The organism is Mesorhizobium sp. WSM4833 (genome assembly GCF_055811095.1).
Map to the genome: position 1 here is coordinate 342,077 of NZ_JBVVQG010000007.1, position 18,579 is coordinate 360,655.

Genomic DNA, 18,579 nt, shown 5'->3' on the forward strand with positions numbered 1-18,579 from the left:
GTGGATCCTTCATGGCGAGGTGCATGAGTCCGTTGGCCAGCTCTCGCAGGCTGACACGACCGCGAATGTCGCTTGCCCCCACATGTCCTAGGCAAATCTTGCCTGGCACCGTTCAGGGAACGGCCGCGCAACGGCGTTTGAGGGCGATCAGCGCAGCGCCGATATTGGCCTTGGCAGGATGCGGCGACAAGCAATCGGCCCTCCATGCACATGGTGCGAATGCCCGGAGAATCCTTGATCTGATCTGGTCTTTCAGCGCAATCGCAGTGGCCACGTGGCTGCTTGTCATGTTGATCCTGGCGGCAGCGCTTTTGCGTCGTCGCCTGTCCGAGACAACGCGCTCGCCGCTCGAGATCGATTCTCGTCAGGAGCGCCGATTTACCCGCGCTGTCGGCAGCGCCATTGCGTTGACCGTTCTGGTGCTCGTCATGATGACGATAGCGAGTTTTTTCGCCGGCAAATCCATTGCTTCGCTGAGTGGAACGGAAACGCTTGCCGTGCGCATCACCGGGCACCAATGGTGGTGGGAGGTCCGGTATCCCGGAGATGATCGGTCCCAATCGATCGTCACGGCAAATGAAATCCATGTCCCGGTTGGCGAACCGGTCAAGGTCGAACTCGATTCGCTCGATGTCATTCATAGCTTCTGGGTGCCGAACCTTGCCGGCAAGCGCGATCTCATTCCGGGCCGGCCGAGTGAGCTCACACTCGTCGCCGATAAGCCCGGCATCTATCGTGGCCAGTGTGCCGAATTCTGCGGCTATCAGCACGCCCATATGGCCATCACCGTCATCGCGGAAAGCCGCGAAGCGTTCGAAGCATGGCAATCCAGGCAAAACGCCGTCGCATCCGCGCCTGGCGGCGACGAAGAGCGCCGCGGCCAACAGGCATTTCTGTCCACCGGCTGTGCGCTCTGCCACACGATAAGAGGCACGCCTGCCAGCGGAACGGTGGGACCTGACCTAACTCATCTCGCCAGCCGACGCGCACTGGCCGCGGATACGCTCGCCATGACCCCTGGCGCGCTCGCCGCCTGGATCGCCGATCCACAGTCGATAAAGCCCGGCGCCAAGATGCCGCGCATTGCCCTTAGCGCCGACGATCTCAACGCGGTCGTCACCTATCTCGGAAGCCTCGAATGAGTGGCCTTGCGGGAAAGCCGGCCGAGCACACTCAGGAGGCCCTGAAAGGCATCCGTGACACCGGTCTCGAAGAGGTGAGACTGCGCGCCTTTCTGGCGCATGCCTGGCGAACGCCGAAAGGCTTCTACGGCTGGCTGGTCACGGTCGATCACAAGCTGATCGGACGGCGCTATATCGTGACGGCTTTCCTGTTTCTCATCCTTGCGGGTCTGTCAGCGCTCGCCATGCGCTTCCAGCTTGCCCAGCCTGAGGCCGGCCATATCGGTCCCGATCTCTACAACCAGCTGTTCACCATGCACGGCACGACGATGATGTTTCTGTTTGCCGTGCCGGTGATGGAAGCTTTCGCCATTTACCTGGTGCCGCTGATGATCGGCACTCGCAATGTCGCCTTTCCGCGGCTCAATGCATTCAGCTACTGGGTCTATCTTTCCGGCGGGCTGATGATCTGGATCGCCTTCGCCTTCGAAACCGGTGCGGATGCCGGCTGGTTTTCCTACGTGCCGCTCGCCGGACCCGAATATGGCATCGGCAAGCGCCCCGATTTCTGGGCGCAGATGGTGACCTATACCGAAGTGTCCGCGCTCGCGGTAGCGGTCGAGATCATCGCGACAGTTTTCAAACAACGCGCCCCCGGCATGTCGCTCGACCGCATCCCGCTCTATGTCTGGTCCGTCCTCGTTACGGCTTTCGTCATCCTGTTCGCCATGCCGGCCGTGATGGTCTCGAGCACAATGCTGATCCTCGACCGCCTGGTCGGCACAAAATTTTTCGACCCCGCAGCAGGCGGCGATGCACTGCTGTGGCAGCATCTGTTCTGGTTCTTCGGCCATCCCGAGGTCTATATCATCTTCATTCCGGCGACCGGCTTCGTTTCCGCGATCCTGCCCACCTTCGTTCGCCGCCCGGTGTTCGGCTATCTCGGGATCGTGCTGTCGTTGATCGCGATCGGTTTTCTTTCCTTCGGCCTGTGGGTGCACCACATGTTCGCTACCGGCCTGCCGCAACTCGGCGAGAGCTTCTTCACCGCTTCCTCGATGATGATCGCCATTCCGAGCGGCGTTCAGATCTTCTGCTGGATTGCGACGATCTGGGGCGGCCGGCCGATCTTCGCCACGCCCATGCTTTTCGTTCTCGGCTTCATCTTCACCTTTGTGATCGGCGGCCTGACCGGCGTCATGGTCGCCTCGGTGCCGCTCGACCTGCAGGTGCACGACACCTATTTCGTGGTTGCCCATTTCCATTATGTGCTGGTCGGGGGCGCCGTCTTCCCCCTGCTCGGCGCCGTTTATTACTGGTTTCCCAAGATCACCGGACGCATGCTGTCCGAGAGGCTCGGCCGCTGGAATTTCTGGCTGGTCTTCCTCGGGTTCAATCTCACCTTCTTCCCCATGCATATTCTCGGTCTGCAAGGCATGCCGCGCCGCGTTTATACGTATCCGCCGGCGAGCGGCTGGGGCGAGATGAACCTCTTCATCAGCCTCTCTTCGCTGGTGGTGTTCGCGGGCTTCGCGCTTTTCTTCCTGAATCTCTTTCTCAGCCTCCGCAACGGCCGCATTGCAGGAGGCAATCCCTGGGGCGCGAGCACGCTCGAATGGGCGACGACGTCGCCGCCGCCCTCCTACGATTTTTCGCGGCTGCCCGTGGTAACTCACCGCGAACCGCTTTGGGCCGAGCCCGATGTGCTCCCAGTGGTCGAAGGTCTGCGTGTCGACGCCCGCGAGGTGCTCGCCGGCACGGTCGCCGATGCGATGCCGCAAGTAAGGGTACCATCGGCTGACAACTCGATCTGGCCGTTGCTGTCGGCCATCGCAGTCGGCGGCGCATTTCTCGGTTCGATATACACGCCGTGGGCGGTGGTCTGGGGAGCGATCCCGGTTTCGATCGGCTTCATCTGCTGGTTTTGGCCGAAAGGCGAACCGGAGGACGAGGAATGAGGCACCGCCCCGTCGCCGACGTCAGTCACCTGCCCACATACGATTTCGGGTCAGCGAGCCCGATGTGGTGGGGAACCCTTGCCTTCATTGCCCTCGAGGCAACCGGTTTTGCCTTGGCGATAGGCACTTACTTCTATCTGGCCGTGCTGGCCCGGCATTGGCCCATTGGAGCCCCTGCGCCAGATCTGCTGCCGGGGACGGCAGTACTGGTTATTCTGGTTGTGAGCGTCGTGCCCAACCACATGATCGAGGTTTGGGCACGTCGCCAGGACCTGGCGAAAGTTCGCCTTGGCATGGTCGTCATGTCGATCGTCGGCATTCTTCCGCTGATCGTTCGCATCTGGGAATTTCCGGCTCTGCGGATTTCCTGGGATCAGAACGCTTACGGATCGATCGTCTGGTTCCTGCTCGGGCTGCATACGACGCATCTCCTTACCGATGTCGGCGACACGATCGTCCTGGCGGTTCTCATGTTCACGCAAAAAGGCAAGGCAGGCCGCCGCTTCAGCGACGTCTCGGACAACGCCTTCTACTGGGACTTCGTCGTCGTCTCATGGGTCGTGCTCTATCTTGTTATCTATTGGGCTCCGAGGATGTGAGATGCAGGCGATCCGTACCGGCGTTTCCTGGGCAGGCCTGGTCAGCGGACCAGTTGCGTGGGCAATAACGCTGCAGCTCGATTATTCGATTGCATCCTGGCAATGCCATGCCGGCTTTCGTCCCACTGCCTTGTTCTCGTTGATAGGCGCCGCGGTCGCCCTGGCAGGCGCGCTGCTGTCGTGGCACGCCGTTCATGACCGCGGACATGGTACGGTTCCGCCCCGGAAGGCGCGCACGCGCGCATTCCTTGCAAGGACTTCCGTGGGCATCGGGGCGCTGTTCACGCTCATCTTGCTGGCGCAGCTGATGGCAGGGCTGATCTTCAGCGGGTGCGAACTGTGACGAGGTCAAAGACCCGGAGATTGGCCGTCCGCCGGTGCCCGCCTTGGCCTGCCGCGGGCATTCCATTCCCGGCCGTCACCTCCCGGGCGGTCGCGCTCGTCTTGGCATCGTTGGCGCTTTGCACTGAGCTGCGGGCGAGCGAAATCCAGAAGGGTGAATACCTTACCCGAGCGGCCGACTGCATCGGCTGCCACACGTCCAATCCGAGCCGCCCGTTCGCTGGAGGCTATCGCGTGCCGACACCCTTCGGCGACGTATACTCGACCAACATCACACCTGATCCTGACACGGGCATTGGACGCTACTCCGCGGACGAGTTCGTGCGGGCCGTGCGGAAAGGTATCAGGCGCGATGGAGCCGATCTCTATCCCGCCATGCCCTATGACAGCTTCGCCGCGATGAGCCGCGAGGACGTGCTTGCGATCCGGGCCTACCTCCTGGCGCAGCCGCCGATCTCCCAGCCGCAGCCGCGAAACATCCTGCCTTTTCCATTCAACCAGCGCTGGACAGTTGCGCTGTGGAAGCTCGCGAACCTGCATACCGGCAGTTTCACGCCCGATCGGAACCGGACCGCCGCATGGAACAGGGGAGCCTACCTGGTCGAGGTGCTCGGCCACTGCGGTGCCTGCCACACGCCAAGGAATGCGACGTTCGGCATGGATGAAGACCACAAGCTTGCCGGCGGCACCGCCGGCATCTGGCAGGCCTTCAACATCACCAGCGACAAGATCGCAGGCGTCGGCGGCTGGAGCAACGAAGAGCTGTCTCGATTTCTCAAAGCCGGCGCAGTGCCCGGGAAGGCTTATGCCGGCGGGCCGATGGCGGAAACGGTCATGAACAGCCTGCAACATCTTTCCGATGACGATATCCAGGCCATCGTCGCTTATCTCAGGGACGTGCCCGCCCAATCGGGAGACGAAAAGCAGCCGCGGTTCTCATGGGGTAACGCGGCCACGGTCGACGGCGATGCTGGAACCGAAGGGATGACGCAAGGCAGCGGGACCGCAGCCGGCGATGATCTCTATCGATCGCTCTGTTCGACGTGCCATGGGGCGAACGGAGGCGGATCGTCAGACGGATCCTATCCGTCCTTGACCCGCAACAGCACCCCCGGCGCGGCCACGCCCGAGGATGTCGCCATGACCATCCTTGAAGGCGTCAAAGCTGGCGACGTGGCGGGGCGTAAATCGATGGCGGCCTTCGGCGGCTGGCTGGACGATGGCCAGGTGGCAGCCCTTGCAAATTACGTCACCGCTCGGTTCGGAAATCCCGACGTCAGCGTTACCGCGGCCGATATACGCCAGATGCGGGCCGGCTCGACAACAGGCCAGACAATCATGGTTCTGGCGGCTCAATCACTTGTGGCGTGCGCCGCCGTGTTGATGCCTGGGCTGCTGCTTCTGCTGGCAAGGCGCCTGCGCCGTCGGACCAGTTCAGTGCGCCTCATGTCCGCGCATAGAGATAGGCGGTGATGTCGCGCGCCTCTTGAGGCGACAGATTTGTATTGGGCATGGCCGTGTTCGGGTCTACGTCCCGCGCTCTGCTGATCCAGCGCATCATCGCATCCGGGCTGGCTCGCGATGCCCCGATATATCCTCTTTCGACGACGCCCCGCAGGGAGGGACCGACGGTACCACGGGCGCCGGGCACCCCCGGGATTTCGTGACATCCGCCACAGCCGTTGCGGATCATGGCCGGGATGGCTCGTTGAGGGTCGCCGCCGATCGCCTGCACAAGCGTGGTTTCTCGCAGACTGTTGCTGCGAACCAAACCGCTGGCAAAGACGGCAAAACCGATGACGACAGCCGATGATGCTCCTGCCAACCACCAGAATCGGGGCGGCGCTTGCTTGGCGGCCTGCCGGTTCATCTGCGCTTACCGCTCTCAGCGCTCAATGCGCTGCCGAAGCACTGGTCCGGCAACGGATTGAGGAGCCGGCTCATTTATTACAGTTCTGCACATTCGATGTTGTCGTGCCGGTCGCGGTGTTGTTGTCGATGTCGTTGCCTGCCGAATCTTTGCAGCGGTCAGTCATACCACCTGATTTCGTTGTGGAATTTGTCGAATTTGTAGTGCTCGGATCGGAAGGATTCACGGACGTTCCAGAGCCGGTGCCGCTGTTGCCGCCGGTATTTCCAGACGTAGCGCCGGTGCCGTCGTTCGAGCCAGAACCGCTGTTGGAGCCGGAACTGTTCGACTGTGCCACTGCCGATGTGGCCAATGTGAGCGCGAGCACAGCGGCGGACAGAAGTTTGACGATCATGGTGGATCTCCTGGTTGGGTGTACCGCCACCAAACCAATCGTTTCCTGATATGTTCCCGGCGAAATCGTGTTCAGCAAGATTCTTGTGAAGCAGGTTTTTGTGCCGGCACTGCAGACCGGCTAGCCGCGCGACGGCGGTCGATATAGGTGCGCCGCCTTGGCGTCGTCCGGCCGCGGAAGCAGCGCTGGCCGCATGCCCTCGCCTGAAGCATAGTTGCTCACTGGTGGCCGCTGCCCGCGTCCCCGACCAATGCCCGATCATCCCCGGATCGGAGACAGCTCAATCATCGCCATGAAAGTCATAGCAACGGGCCGAACACGAATATAGCCAGTAGAGCAAGAAAAATCACGGCGACAACTGCGATCGCCCACGTGACAATTCTTCTTGTCCCCCGTTGCTCCTGCTTGCGAGAGATATTTTCAGCCACAGTACGAAATCCTTGCTGCAAAACTCAACCGACGACAAGGCTCAGCGCCCGCATGGTCCTGCCGGACTGTTGGGCCGCGTCCTGGAATGGCCACAGCCGGGGCTCACATGCCTACCAACCCTGCCGCCCGTACCAATCGTCGACATCGCGCCGCACGCGGTCCTTTTCGATGCCGTAACGCTCCTGGATCTTGCCTTCGAGTTGATCGCGCTTGCCGGCGATGCGGTCAAGGTCGTCATCGGTGAGTTTGCCCCACTGCTCCTTGACCTTGCCTTTCACCTGTTTCCAGTTTCCTTCCACGCGGTTCCAGTCCATGACACCGTTCTCCCTGTTTTGGAAAGGTCCGGAATAGGAAACGCAATCCAGTCAAGGATGTTCCTGGAAACAGCCAACGTGCTGCCCGATGCCGAATCGGTTGCCAGAAGTTATCGCCCCTTGCGGTCCGCAAAGTACGTTCGAGCCAACTTTCAGCCGAGCCATCGTCGCTCGCTCAAACCCGCGTATTGCACGTCATATGCCAAGGCTCTAAACGGCTCCGACGATGCTTTACATTCGTGCCCGATCACGTTTGAGTGCTGTCAGGCAATCAGCGCTAACTCCAGCGGAGGCGACAACACACCATCGCCGCCTAATCCCCCTACTCCCACTCAATCATCAACTGACACTCTAACTATTTGATTTTACATCTAAAATTTGTGGACATTTTCCAAATTACCGTCTAAAATACCGTCGGATTTCTACGCTGTTGAAAAGGCTATAACAATTTGGCCGCTCGTGCGGCATGCACACTTTTGACTGCATCATTTATCGCCGCGTTGCGCGTGCCCCAGCCGGCTCAGCTCGCAAGATTTCACGAATGAGCAGCGATTGCCATGGTCCGCACGCCGGCTCCGAATTCGAGGGTCCCAGTACGGTCGGTCGGTGCTGCAGAGCCGAGTCTGGGGAAAACGTGTTCGGCGACTTTGAACGCGGCGATCGGTCGTCGGCAAGCTGGCCAGCTTGCCGAGCACGGCTCAGGCACGAGCGGTCCCGCTCGGTGCTTCCAGGCGACGCGGATGAAGGTCAAGGGATGGACTGAACGGTGCAGGTCTGTGGCATCGATTTGATCGTATCGAACTCCGGGCGTAAGGACTGCAAGACCGCCGTAGTCGTGCGGGTCCTCTACGGTATCTTTGCAACCGGCATGCCAGGAGAGGTTTTTGCGGCCCCCTTGCTTGAAAGACGGGGAACACGGGCATGAGTGGCGCACCGACGGAAAGACTTGCGGCCTGAGCGTCGGTCTTCGAAGAAGCGCGATTGTAACCTGAACTGTAAGACAGTCGTCGAACACGTGAATAGGCGCATCGTCTGCTCGACAGGCGCGTCGAGACCTCTCACCATCGTGTTAGCGCCTCGGCGCCCTGCCGTAATGTGCGGGTGATGCCGGCATCAACCGGCGGGCGGACGCGCCAAGGGCAACAAGCGCGCCTGACGCAACGCCGCCAGATCAGCCGAGCCGGTGCAGAAGCAGGCGACGGCCAACTGGCGGATGACGATCTCGAAATGCGCGACAACCGCCTCGGTGGACACCGTCGCCGCGCGTAGCACGCCGGCCGCCTGCCCGGCGATGTCCGCGCCCAGGCGGATGGCCTTGGCCACGTCGACACCGTCGCGGATTCCGCCCGACGCGATCAGCTTCACCGCTGGAAGCGCCCGACGTACCGCCTGCACGCTGGCCGGGGTCGGAATCCCCCAATTGGCGAACGCCATCGCCACTGCACGATCGGCGGCATCGCGGGCGCGCTCGCCCTCCACCGCGGCCCAGCTGGTGCCGCCGACGCCGGCGACATCGATCACTGCCACGCCCGCCTCCACGAGCGCAGAAGCTACCGACGCGGACAGGCCGGACCCCACTTCCTTGGCCACGACGGGCACGCCCACGCTGCGCGCGGCGCGAGCGATCTGCGCCAGGACGCCGCGCCAGTCGCGGTCGCCCTCCGGCTGTACCGCTTCCTGCAGCGGATTGAGATGGACTATGAGTCCATCCGCCTCCAGCGCATCCACCGCCCGGCGCGCCAAGTCCAGCCCGTCGGCCTCGCGTAGTTGCGCGGCGCCGATATTGGCCAGCAAGGGAATGTCTGGGGCCAGGCGGCGCAACTTGCGCGTCAGCCCCTGAGAGTTGCGGGATTGCAGGCTCACGCGCTGCGAACCGACGCACATGGCGATACCCAAGGCTTGCGCTGCCTCGCTCAGATGCCGGTTGATCGTCTCGGCGCGCGGCATGCCGCCGGTCATGGAGCTGATCAGCAGCGGCGCGCGCATGGTCTTGCCCAGCAGCGATGCGCGCAGGTCGATCTGCTTTAGGTCCAACTCGGGCAATGCGCAGTGTGCGAAACTGATGTCCTCCCAGCCGGCGGCGACTGTGGCCGGCGCCGTTCGCGGATCCAGCAGGATGTCAAGATGGTCGTCCTTGCGCTGGCTCAGGGCGGTGTCGTTCATGCTCGCTCCATGAGTCGCATCGGGCGATGCTGTTGCGTCGTTGGATCGGACCGACGGCAGCGCGCGCACGCCGCCGCCTCCCGCGCGTTCAGAACGGCTCATCCTGGCCTGCGTCGCAGCGGTAGCGGTTAGCCGAGGTCTGATAGTACTGCGCGCGGATAGCTGCCATAGCCTCGATCAACGGTTCCCACGGCACGGGTAAGCGTGCTTCCGCCATCACCCGGTGCAGCATGCGCGTATGGCCGGCCAGCTCGTCGTTGAGGAACTCCAACACGGGCATAGCCGGATAGCGCTGCAGCAGCAGGATCGCTGCGTTCTCGGCCTCGCCGGCCGACCTGTCCTTGTCGCGTCCATGCAGATCGTTCTGCAGGCGCCCTATCGCGGAGATGAGCCGCAGGACCTTGCGAAACGCCGGACGAGAGCGCAAGGTCGCCATGTCCAGCCCCCACAACAACGACAGGCAGCAAAACACGTTCTTGTAGGCGATCGAATCGATGCCGTTGTGCAGGTACTCGGCGTAGGACCAGCGTTCCGCCCTTGCCGCCTGCGCGTCTCCGGCGCGCAGCGCCGCGCAGTAGCACCGGGTATCGTCGAGAAGCTGAGTATAGTCGCGACAATCATAGGCGAGCGCGGCCAGCGAAGCTCTTAGCACAGCGCAGCCCTCGAATCCGGGGAGTGCACACGGCACGCCCTGCCCCAGTGCCTGCTCCACCGCAGCGAGCTGTTCCGGCGCGATCAGGCCAAGGTCGTTGCAATCGTCGAGCCAAAACAGCAGCGCCAGTTCGCGATAGAACGCCACGATCAGAGTTTCGTCCTGCGGATCGCGGCCAGTGCGGGCGCCGGTGTCGTACAGGCTCGGGCGGATTTGCTGCAGGATGTACTGACCGCCCCTGACCGCTTCGACGGCATGCTCGTCGGCGAACCCGGTCAGGGAACGCCCCCACTCAAGCACCTGCGACAGCGCGCGTTCGGGCTGGATCATGGCGCCACTCCTCGTCCCTCGACTAGAACGCGCCGCCCCCAACGAAGCGCCAGCCATAACCCGGCGAGTTCGGCCACGCGCACGACCCGGGTGGGGCAATACAGTTCCTTGCCGATCCACAGCGGCGTCTGCGGCAACGCATGCGCCGTATAGCGGGCGAGCATCCACTTCAGTGCACGCCCCACCGCCTGCGCGATGCTCCGGCTTCCTGTCGGCTCTCCGCTTCCGTCCATCACGTGCAATGCGAACACCGCATAGGCGGTTTCCTCGAATGTGGACGCGCGACCGGCGCCCCAGCCGCCGTCGTTGCGCTGCGCCTGCAGCAGCGCCGCCAGCGCGCGTTCGTCGCGCCACTGGGGCTTGCCTTGCGCCAGCGCAGCGATCGCATGCGCGGTAGGATACAGCCAGGAAACGTGCCATTTTTCGTTGTCCCATAGACCGTGCGGATTGCGATTGGCCTCGACGTAGGCGCTTGTGCCGGCGGCGGGCTTTCCTAACATGCGCAACGCATGCAGGGCATGGATGTTGGTCGACACCGATGCATTGCGCTCGCCTGGGAAGGTGACGAACAACTCGCCGATTTCGAAACGGCGCAACGCATCGACTGACACGTCGCGGCCTCCAAGGCGCAAGACACACAACGCAACGGCGGTGTCGTCTGCATCGGCCGCGAAGTGAAAGGCCGGGCCGAGGCCGCTCGCCCCCAGGCGTGCGTCGAGCTGCGCGACGACGACACGTACCGCCTCTGCGAGCGCGGGATGCGCGAACAGCCCGGCCAGATGCAGGGTGTACAGCGACCAGCATGGCTCGAACACATTGATAGGCCAGACGTTGGGAAGGACACCTTCGATGCCGCTGCGCGTCGCTCGTGATGCCGCCTGCAGATACGCTTCGGCGCGCTCGACCTGCGGCGTGCTTCCCTGTGTCACAACGTGCGCACGCCACGCAGCGGTAGCCGCCGGGCTGATGCCGATGCTGCCGTCCTCATCCGGGCATGCGGCGGTCGGCGAGGTGCCCCAGGCTTCCCAGGAGTGCAGCATCGGATGGCCGCTCGGCAACGTCGCCACGGCATCCAGCTTGACCAGGCGCGCTTGCCGCAACGGCAACAGCGCAGCGTGGCGCGGAAACGCCACGCTGCCCAGCAAGGATGCGGCCTCGCTGCACAACTGCGGAAGAATCAGCTCCGCGCCGATCGGCGCGTCTTCTGGCACCGCATGCGCATAAGGATCGGGCTGGTGCTCGAGGAATCGAGTTGCAGTCTGGACTGCGTCGGCAGCCCCGGGAAGAGGATCGGCACGCTGCAATGCCAGCAACGCCGCCCACGTGGGCGCATGGCGGAAGAGCGGGAAGTCCGCGCTTCCCCATCCGCCATCGGCCTGTTGCTGCCTGATGAGCCACGCGTATGCGTCCTGCCGACCGGTGACATTGCCGTGGAAATACAGAGCACGCGCCGTATCGTAGACGCACGGACCGACGCTGCCGCCGTCGCTCATCTCGCTCAGCAGATGGCGCAGTTCGGAAAGGATCTGTTCGGACAGCGCGTTCACGCGGCATATTCCTTCTGCAGGTGGTTGACGAGAATCACGATCGGGCAGACGCTGCGCACCTCGCCGCAGTCCATCGCGGGATGGCGCATGTGCAGCCGGACGGCCGCCCTCGGCGCGGGGACGCGCGCCAATGCCGGCGCCGGTCCGCCGAATAGGCTTGCGCGCAGCACGCTGTGCGCTGCGGCCGCGCTGGGCAACCCCTGACCATCGCCGCGGACTCGGACACAGGCGCAGGATGCACAGCTGCCGCCGGCCGATCGCAGCGCCACACGGGCGACTCCATGCGAATGGGCGAGCTCATGCGCACGGCGTGTGCTTGAAGAGATACGCTTTGGCCCGCTGCAGTATCTGCACCAACCGTTCCGCACGAGGCCCCAGCGGGGCGATGGCCTCGCCGGCGTCGCGCAAGAGATCCAGCGCGAACTGGCGCGCGGCCTGCGGCCCCATGATTGACGCGCAGGTCGGCTTCTGCGCTGCCGCGTCCTTGCCGGGGGTTTTGCCCAGCGTCGCGGTATCCGCTGTCGCGTCGAGAACGTCGTCGACCACCTGCAACGCCAGACCGAAACAGGCGCTGTAGCGATCGAGCGCACAATACAGCGCAGTGTGCGCGGCATCCTCGGCGATGGCGCATAGCGCGCCCATGCGTACGGACGCGCGCACTAGCGCTCCGCTCTTCATCCGGTGCATCGCCACGATCCTGTCCAGCTCGACGTCCTTTCCGACCAGCGACAGATCCATGGCCTGCCCGCCTGCGGCACCCTCGGCGGACACCGCTTGCGCCAGTTCGCGCACGAGCGCTATACGGTTGTCGCCCGGCGCATCCAACCTCGCCAGGGCTAGAAAAGAGTGCGCCTGCAGCGCATCGCCGACCAGGATCGCAGTGGCTTCGCCGAACTTGACGTGCACCGTCGGAAGGCCGCGGCGAAGCACGTCGTCGTCCATCGCGGGCAGGTCGTCGTGGACCAGGGTACAGGCGTGCATCATCTCGATGGCGGCGCCGACGTCGTCGAGCATGTGCGCCGGCGTGTCGGCCAATGCGCCGGCAGCCAGACAGAGCAAGCCGCGGGTGCGCTTCCCGCCGTGCAAGGTGGCGTAGCGCATGGCCCCCATTAGCTCGGTCTCACCGTCGTCTTCGGCGCAGAGAAGACGTGCCAGTGCCTGTTCCACCCGCTTTGCGCCGTCCTGCATCCAGGTCTCCGGCAGCAGCCTGCCGGACGCGCCGCGCGCCGGCGCGCCCGATCCGTCGAGCGCCGAAACGCCAGTTCGGTCGTCGTCTGGCTTGGAACAGGTCTGCATGTTATTCATAGTCCTTGTACCTGACACGGCCACTGCGAGCGCCGAACCGCCGCGGTGTTGCCAGTGTCGCACTGAGTGCAGCAATGTGGCGCCTCTCCTGCCCCGCTGCCCGCCAGACGGGGCATGCGATGCCAGCTCATGAGAATCCGATGCGGACTGTCATGGACGGATGTGCGGTCGGATAATAGCGTCGGCCTTTTTCGACGCCACTCAGCAACCGCGGCCTCACCCCGGCCCCGTGCATGGTCAGCGCCAAGGCGATGCAAAACTGCACCATTTCCAGCCATACCAAGTGGTAGCCGATGCAGACGTGTGGACCGGTACCGAACTGCAGCATGTCCACCGGCCGGATCGGCTCTGTGCGTTGCAGCCACCGCGCCAGCTGGAACTGATCAGGCGACTCGTGCAGCAGCGCCGAGGTCGAGAAATGGAGCAGCGGGATGCACAGATGGGTGCCCGCGGGAATGCGTCGTTGGCCGAGTTGCAATTCCTGCAGCGCGCGACGCGGCAGGAGCGTGGTCGCCGGATGCACACGCAGCGTCTCGCGGAACAGCGCCTCGGCGACCGGACACTGCGCCAGGTCCGCGTGCTGGGTCGGCACCGCGCCCACGCGTTGCGCCTCCTCGACCAGGGCGTCCCACAGCACAGGCTGCCGAGCCAACTCGATCACTATCCAGGCCATCGTCGAGGCGGTTGTGTCGTGACCGGCAAGCAGCAGCAAGCGGATGTTGGCAACCAGTACGTCATCGGAGAGCACATCGTCACTGCGATCGAACGCGCTCACCATGTCGTTGATCAACCCGGTGCGCGCGGCATGCGCGCGCGCGTCGCGGACGAACTGGCGCAACTGCGCATCGATCCAGTCGCGGGCGGCGCGGCCGCGCCGCAACGGCAATCCGGGAAGGTCGATCGGGGGCGCGACGATCAACTGCAGCAGTTGCCGGTACTTGCGATGCCATCCCGGTAGATCCTGCGCGGGGATTCCCATGAGGCTGAAGATGAGCTTGAGCATCAGGTCGCCGGTTTCGCGCAGGATGGTTATGTCGCCGCGGTCGCGCCACGCCCGCACCCGCGCTCGGATGACGGGCGCGAACAGGTCGCCGATGCCGGCCTGGGTCAGCCCCTTGGGCAAGAACGCCGCCTTGATCGCATCGCGGGCCTGCCGGTGCGCGCCGCCGTCCTGGGCTACCAACGTTCCGCCAAGCAATTCGGGCGCGATCTCTTCGATCAGTGCCGAGGACACGTCCTTGTGCCGGAGCAGTGCGAACGCATCCGGATCCACGCAGGTCATCAGGTGTCCGGCAGGGCCGAAATCCAGCCAGAAGTGGCTGCCCAGCGTCCGTTCCCCGCGCCGCAGCAGGCGCGGCAAGTCGCAGACAATCGCGGGAAGATGCCCGACCAGGGGGTAAGCGCCGGGCATCACCGGGATGTCGTGCCGCAGCCGGTGCCGACGGTCCAGCGGGTTGAGCAACATATCCATCAGCAGCGCCGCGCCGCGGCCGCTTCGGCGATGCCGCCGGCAGACCGCGCTGCGGGGCTGTTGCCACCGTCGGCGTACGTCGGCATATGCGCCAGCATGCCGCCGTCGACGCACACGACCTGGCCGGTAATGAACGCAGCATCGTCGGAGAGCAGGAACGCCACCAGCGTGGCCACATCCTCGGGGCGGCCGACGCGCGGCAGGAGCTGGTGCCGGCGCAGATGCCGTTGCATGCACTCGTCCAGCTTGGCGAGGAGACGCTCGGACATGATGAGACCCGGCGCAACAGCGTTGCAGCGAATCTGCGCATGACCGTACTGGGTGGCGAGCGAGACCGACAACATGTTCATCGCCGCCTTCGACGCGGCGTAGGACGTCTGCGCGGTGTCACCGCTGAGCCCCTGGCACGACGACATGTTGACGATCGCGCCACCGCCGCGGGCGATCATCCGTGGGATGGCCTGTCGGCAGCAGAGCAGCGTGCCTCGCAGATTGGTCGCCATAGTCTCATCCCAGATCGCCAGGTCCAGGTCGAGGATCGCACAGTCGCGTGCGGTCAGATGCATGGCGCTGGCGTTGTTCACCAGCAGGTCGACCCCACCGAAGTGCCGCTCGCCCGACTCGAATAGCGCTGCCACCGCTTGCGCATCGGCGATGTCCATGGCCAGGGCCAGCGCGTGGCCCGCTTCGGCGGCGATCTGCGCGGCGCAGGCGATCGCCGCCGAGGCATCTATGTCGGCCACCACCACTCTGCCGCCCTCTTGGGCGATGGCGAGGGCGCATGCCTTGCCGATGCCGGCGCCGGCACCGGTCACCACGGCCACCTTGCCTTCAAACCGTCCCACCGTGTCCTCCTGGGTTGCGTTGGTCTTTCTCGGTGTGCCGCTCAGCCTCCGCCGGAGAAGGCTCAGGGTCGGCGCCGGCGCGCTCGTCATCGCTAGCGTGGCTCTCGATGACCCGAATGGCGGCGACCGGGCACTGGCTGGCCGCGAGCCGCACGGCGGCGTGCAGCGCCTGCGGGACCGTCGCCACGCATAATTCGGCCACTCCGTCCGGTTCGCGCTGGCGAAAGGTACCCGGCAGCGTCAGCGCGCACTGCCCGGTGGTTCCGCACAGATCCTGGTCGACCACGACGCGCATCTCAGCCTCCCTGCGCATTCAGCCGAACCGGCAGCGCGCGGAACGTCCTAAGGAACGCGGAGGGCTCGCGGGTCGGCTGCTCGGCCAAGGCCAGCGTGGGAAAGCGCCCCTGGATCCGCGGCAGGCTCTCGGCCAACTGCACTCGGGCCAATTGCGCACCGAGGCAGAAGTGGATGCCGTGGCCGAAGCTCAGCATGATCTTCCCGTCGCTCGACATGCCAGGACTGGTGCCGTAGAACCGCGCGGGATCGAAGCGGTCGGGATCGGCAAAGGCGTCCGGGTCGCGATTGCCCGCCGCGATCAGCACGCGCACGTCGGCGTTCTTCGGGATTACCACGCCGCCCAGCTCGATGTCGCGCTGGGCAATACGCGGGATGGAGCTGAACATGGCGGGCGCGTCGCAGCGCAGGACCTCTTCGACGAATGCCTTCACTCCCACGGCGTCCCCCTCAAGCCAGTGCCGCTGTTCGGGAAACGCCAGCATCGCCAGGACCCCATGGTCGATGCTCGCAGCAGTGGTGGCGAAGCCGCCCAGCAGCATGCCCCACAGCATGCTGATCAACTCCGCATCCGACAGCGTGTCCGCATCGTCGTCGTGTGAGCCGACTAGCATCGACACGATGTCGTGGCGGGGATCGGTGCGTTTGCGCTGTATGAGGTCGCCGAAGTAGGCCTGCACCCTGGCGCTGGCCGCGTCCGCCGCGGCGAGCTGGGGATCGCTGGCGTGCGGGCTCAAGCCTTCCAGAATGCCACCGATGCCGGCGGCAAGCCCTAACATGTCGTCCTGGGGCATGCCGAACAGTTCGGCGAAGACCAGCATGGGCAAGGCCAGCGCAAATTCCCGATGCAGGTCCACCGCCTCCCCCCGCTCCAGCGCGGGCGCCATGCAGTCCAGGCGCTCTGCGACGATGCGCGCGATGCTCGGCCGCAGGTTGTCGATCTCGCGCATAGTGAAATCGCGCGAGATCAGCCGGCGCAGACGCGTATGCGTCGGGGGTTCCTTCATCGCCAGCGTGGACGCCAGCAGACTGAGCGACAGGCTGGTCGCCGCACGCGGGAAATAGCGCGCCAGTTCGCCAGGCGCTGGTCCCCGAAACGCATCGCCCGTGGCCTTGAGCACCCAGTAAATATCGACGTGGCGGCTCAACAGAAAGAGGCCCGACGCCGCGCGATGCACCGGATCGTGCTCGCGCAACCACCGCATGAACGGATACGGGTCGTGGAGGCACGCTGGCGACGCCAATTCGGCGAAGGCGTCCCGGCATGTTGCCGTGGTTTCCTGCACGTCCATCTTGATTACCTGTTGGCTAGCTGATCTGACCGGCGCATGCTACGCCGGCAAATTGCAGAGAAGATCGCATTTCCGGGCGGCGTCCGCGCATCACCAGAGCACCGGGAACTCCTTGAACCCGCCAGTGATGATCTCTTTGCGCAACTTCAGCGCTTCGGGCGCCACGGCCAGACGCAGCGCGGGGAAGCGCTGGAAGATCGAACCGATCACCACCTTGAGTTCCAGCCTGGCCAGCGCCATGCCGATGCAGTAGTGCGGCCCGTGGGAGAACGCCAGGTGCGGGTTTTCGTCGCGTCCGATATCGAAGATTTCCGGGTCATCGAAATGGCGCGGGTCGAACGACGTCGCCGGCAGGCCGACGAGCACCTTGCTCTCCGCGGGAATATGCACGCCGGCGATAGTCACGTCGGTCCTCGGATAGCGCATGACGCCGTCCCAGCCCGCGCCCGGCGGGTACATGCGCAGGATTTCCTCCACCGCCTTGTCCACAAGGGATGGATCGCCGACCAGGCGTTCGCGCTGTTGCGGATGGCGGAGCATGGCCAGTAGGCCGAATTCGATCTGCGCAACGGTGCTCTCGTGCCCCGCCACCAGCATGCCCGCCGCCAGGCCGATCGCCTCTTCCTCGGACGCCTTACCCTGGTCGACCGCCGCGAGCAGATCCGTCAGCTGGTTGTCGCCCGGATCCTGGCGCTTGTCCCACATCTTGCCGCGAATGTAGGCACGCAGTTCTTCCCAGGCCAGGCGAGACGCGCTGCGCGGACCGCTTTCATGTTGGTGCGTCATCACCTCGTCGGACAGTCCGGCGAAAAAGGCGTGGTCCTCGTAGGGCACGCCAATCAGCGCGCTGATGACCATGGCCGGAAGCGGAAAGGAGAGGTGGCGCTTCAGATCGGCGGGCTGGGGCTGGGCGGCCAGTGTCTCGAACAACTGCGCGGCGATCGACTCGACCTGCTGCGCGAGCAGCTTCACCCTGCGCTTGCTGAAGGCCGGCGCCACGATCGTGCGTAACCGGTCGTGCTCGCCCCCTTCGTGCGAGACCAGCCATCCCGGCGAACCGAGAATTACTGAATCCGGGGTGAATGCCGCCGGCGGCATTCCCGCGGGGCGGAACGCCGCATCGGCCAGCGCCGCCTTGGCCTCGTCGTAGCCCGTCACCCACCAGCCTTCGTGCCCGGACGGGAACCGCACGCGGTGGATTGGACCGTTGGCGCGTAGCGCCAACATCTCGGGCGAGGGCTCAATGTGATCGACGCGCCACATCGGCAGCGTCGGCAGTGGTTGTTGGGACATCGTGGCACTTCAGTTTCTAACCTATGGAAGGGCGAAAGGCGCTGCGGGCAGCCAATGACGTAAGACGGCATGTAGACGTCCCGCGGCGTAGCCGACTTATCCTGCGCCTTCGAATTCAGGATAAGGCGAGTGTGGTAGGCTGGCCTTTGAGTCGTAGCCAGCCATCAACATTTCGTGCGCAAGGGTCGAAAAGGGCAGCCTGTTTGGCAGCGGCGGTTTCGCCGGCGCTCCCTTCCCATAGAATGCTATCTGATGCAGATTTGACATTTTACTTTCTATCTTCGTTCAGTTGATCGCGACGTCATCCACAAAAGAAGGTCGGTCGGGGCTCCGGCTTGCAACGAAGGAGCTTCAAAACTC

18 protein-coding genes are annotated in these 18,579 nt (G+C 64.3%); 5 read left to right on the forward strand and 13 right to left on the reverse strand.

The window, feature by feature from the left end; all coding sequences use genetic code 11:
• The first annotated feature begins 65 nt into the window (after positions 1-65).
• From coxB to AC0L2D_RS16850, 5 genes are all read left to right on the forward strand, one after another.
• A complete protein-coding gene (gene coxB / locus AC0L2D_RS16830) occupies positions 66-1,142 on the forward strand; it encodes a cytochrome c oxidase subunit II (protein WP_063170142.1) in 1,077 nt (358 codons plus the stop codon).
• Positions 1,139-3,079 (forward strand): cytochrome c oxidase subunit I, encoded by a 1,941-nt coding sequence (gene ctaD, locus AC0L2D_RS16835; protein WP_013533221.1) that lies wholly within the window; start codon positions 1,139-1,141, stop codon positions 3,077-3,079. Before coxB ends, ctaD begins: the two co-directional genes overlap by 4 nt.
• Positions 3,076-3,678, forward strand: a complete 603-nt coding sequence (locus tag AC0L2D_RS16840; protein ID WP_473541586.1) for a cytochrome c oxidase subunit 3 — start codon at positions 3,076-3,078, stop codon at positions 3,676-3,678. Before ctaD ends, AC0L2D_RS16840 begins: the two co-directional genes overlap by 4 nt.
• 1 nt (position 3,679) lies before the next feature.
• Complete coding sequence (locus tag AC0L2D_RS16845) at positions 3,680-4,021, forward strand: hypothetical protein (RefSeq protein ID WP_063170140.1); 342 nt, start codon at positions 3,680-3,682, stop codon at positions 4,019-4,021.
• Positions 4,022-4,122: 101 nt separating this feature from the next.
• Positions 4,123-5,493 carry a c-type cytochrome gene (locus tag AC0L2D_RS16850; protein WP_473541587.1) on the forward strand — a complete coding sequence of 457 codons (1,371 nt, stop codon included), beginning with the start codon at positions 4,123-4,125 and terminating at the stop codon, positions 5,491-5,493.
• Here the strand turns inward: AC0L2D_RS16850 and AC0L2D_RS16855 are convergent.
• From AC0L2D_RS16855 to AC0L2D_RS16915, 13 genes are all read right to left on the reverse strand, one after another.
• The gene (locus AC0L2D_RS16855) at positions 5,465-5,890 is read right to left on the reverse strand and encodes a c-type cytochrome (RefSeq protein WP_473541588.1); all 426 of its coding nucleotides are present in this window, start codon (positions 5,888-5,890) and stop codon (positions 5,465-5,467) included. The genes AC0L2D_RS16850 and AC0L2D_RS16855 overlap by 29 nt on opposite strands.
• A gap of 70 nt (positions 5,891-5,960) precedes the next feature.
• Positions 5,961-6,284 carry a hypothetical protein gene (locus AC0L2D_RS16860; RefSeq protein ID WP_013533226.1) on the reverse strand — a complete coding sequence of 108 codons (324 nt, stop codon included), beginning with the start codon at positions 6,282-6,284 and terminating at the stop codon, positions 5,961-5,963.
• A gap of 539 nt (positions 6,285-6,823) precedes the next feature.
• The gene (locus AC0L2D_RS16865) at positions 6,824-7,027 is read right to left on the reverse strand and encodes a CsbD family protein (protein ID WP_013533227.1); all 204 of its coding nucleotides are present in this window, start codon (positions 7,025-7,027) and stop codon (positions 6,824-6,826) included.
• A gap of 1,113 nt (positions 7,028-8,140) precedes the next feature.
• Positions 8,141-9,190 (reverse strand): type 2 isopentenyl-diphosphate Delta-isomerase, encoded by a 1,050-nt coding sequence (gene fni / locus AC0L2D_RS16870; protein ID WP_473541589.1) that lies wholly within the window; start codon positions 9,188-9,190, stop codon positions 8,141-8,143.
• Between the two features lie 88 nt (positions 9,191-9,278).
• On the reverse strand, positions 9,279-10,172 hold the full coding sequence (locus AC0L2D_RS16875; protein WP_473541590.1) for a terpene synthase family protein: 894 nt from the start codon (positions 10,170-10,172) through the stop codon (positions 9,279-9,281).
• Positions 10,169-11,719 carry a hypothetical protein gene (locus tag AC0L2D_RS16880; protein WP_473541591.1) on the reverse strand — a complete coding sequence of 517 codons (1,551 nt, stop codon included), beginning with the start codon at positions 11,717-11,719 and terminating at the stop codon, positions 10,169-10,171. Before AC0L2D_RS16880 ends, AC0L2D_RS16875 begins: the two co-directional genes overlap by 4 nt.
• Positions 11,716-11,988, reverse strand: coding sequence for a hypothetical protein (locus AC0L2D_RS16885; protein ID WP_473541592.1), 273 nt, complete (start codon positions 11,986-11,988; stop codon positions 11,716-11,718). Before AC0L2D_RS16885 ends, AC0L2D_RS16880 begins: the two co-directional genes overlap by 4 nt.
• Positions 11,989-12,016: 28 nt before the next feature.
• On the reverse strand, positions 12,017-13,015 hold the full coding sequence (locus tag AC0L2D_RS16890; protein ID WP_473541633.1) for a polyprenyl synthetase family protein: 999 nt from the start codon (positions 13,013-13,015) through the stop codon (positions 12,017-12,019).
• A 136-nt stretch (positions 13,016-13,151) separates the two neighbouring features.
• Complete coding sequence (locus AC0L2D_RS16895; RefSeq protein ID WP_473541593.1) at positions 13,152-14,495, reverse strand: cytochrome P450; 1,344 nt, start codon at positions 14,493-14,495, stop codon at positions 13,152-13,154.
• Positions 14,495-15,340, reverse strand: coding sequence for an SDR family oxidoreductase (locus tag AC0L2D_RS16900; RefSeq protein ID WP_473541594.1), 846 nt, complete (start codon positions 15,338-15,340; stop codon positions 14,495-14,497). The genes AC0L2D_RS16895 and AC0L2D_RS16900 overlap by 1 nt, the downstream gene beginning before the upstream one ends.
• Positions 15,327-15,635, reverse strand: coding sequence for a ferredoxin (locus AC0L2D_RS16905; RefSeq protein WP_473541595.1), 309 nt, complete (start codon positions 15,633-15,635; stop codon positions 15,327-15,329). Before AC0L2D_RS16905 ends, AC0L2D_RS16900 begins: the two co-directional genes overlap by 14 nt.
• Position 15,636: 1 nt before the next feature.
• A complete protein-coding gene (locus AC0L2D_RS16910) occupies positions 15,637-16,926 on the reverse strand; it encodes a cytochrome P450 (RefSeq protein ID WP_473541596.1) in 1,290 nt (429 codons plus the stop codon).
• A gap of 90 nt (positions 16,927-17,016) precedes the next feature.
• Entirely contained in the window at positions 17,017-18,219 is a 1,203-nt protein-coding gene (locus tag AC0L2D_RS16915) for a cytochrome P450 (protein WP_473541597.1), read from the reverse strand.
• Positions 18,220-18,579: the final 360 nt, after the last annotated feature.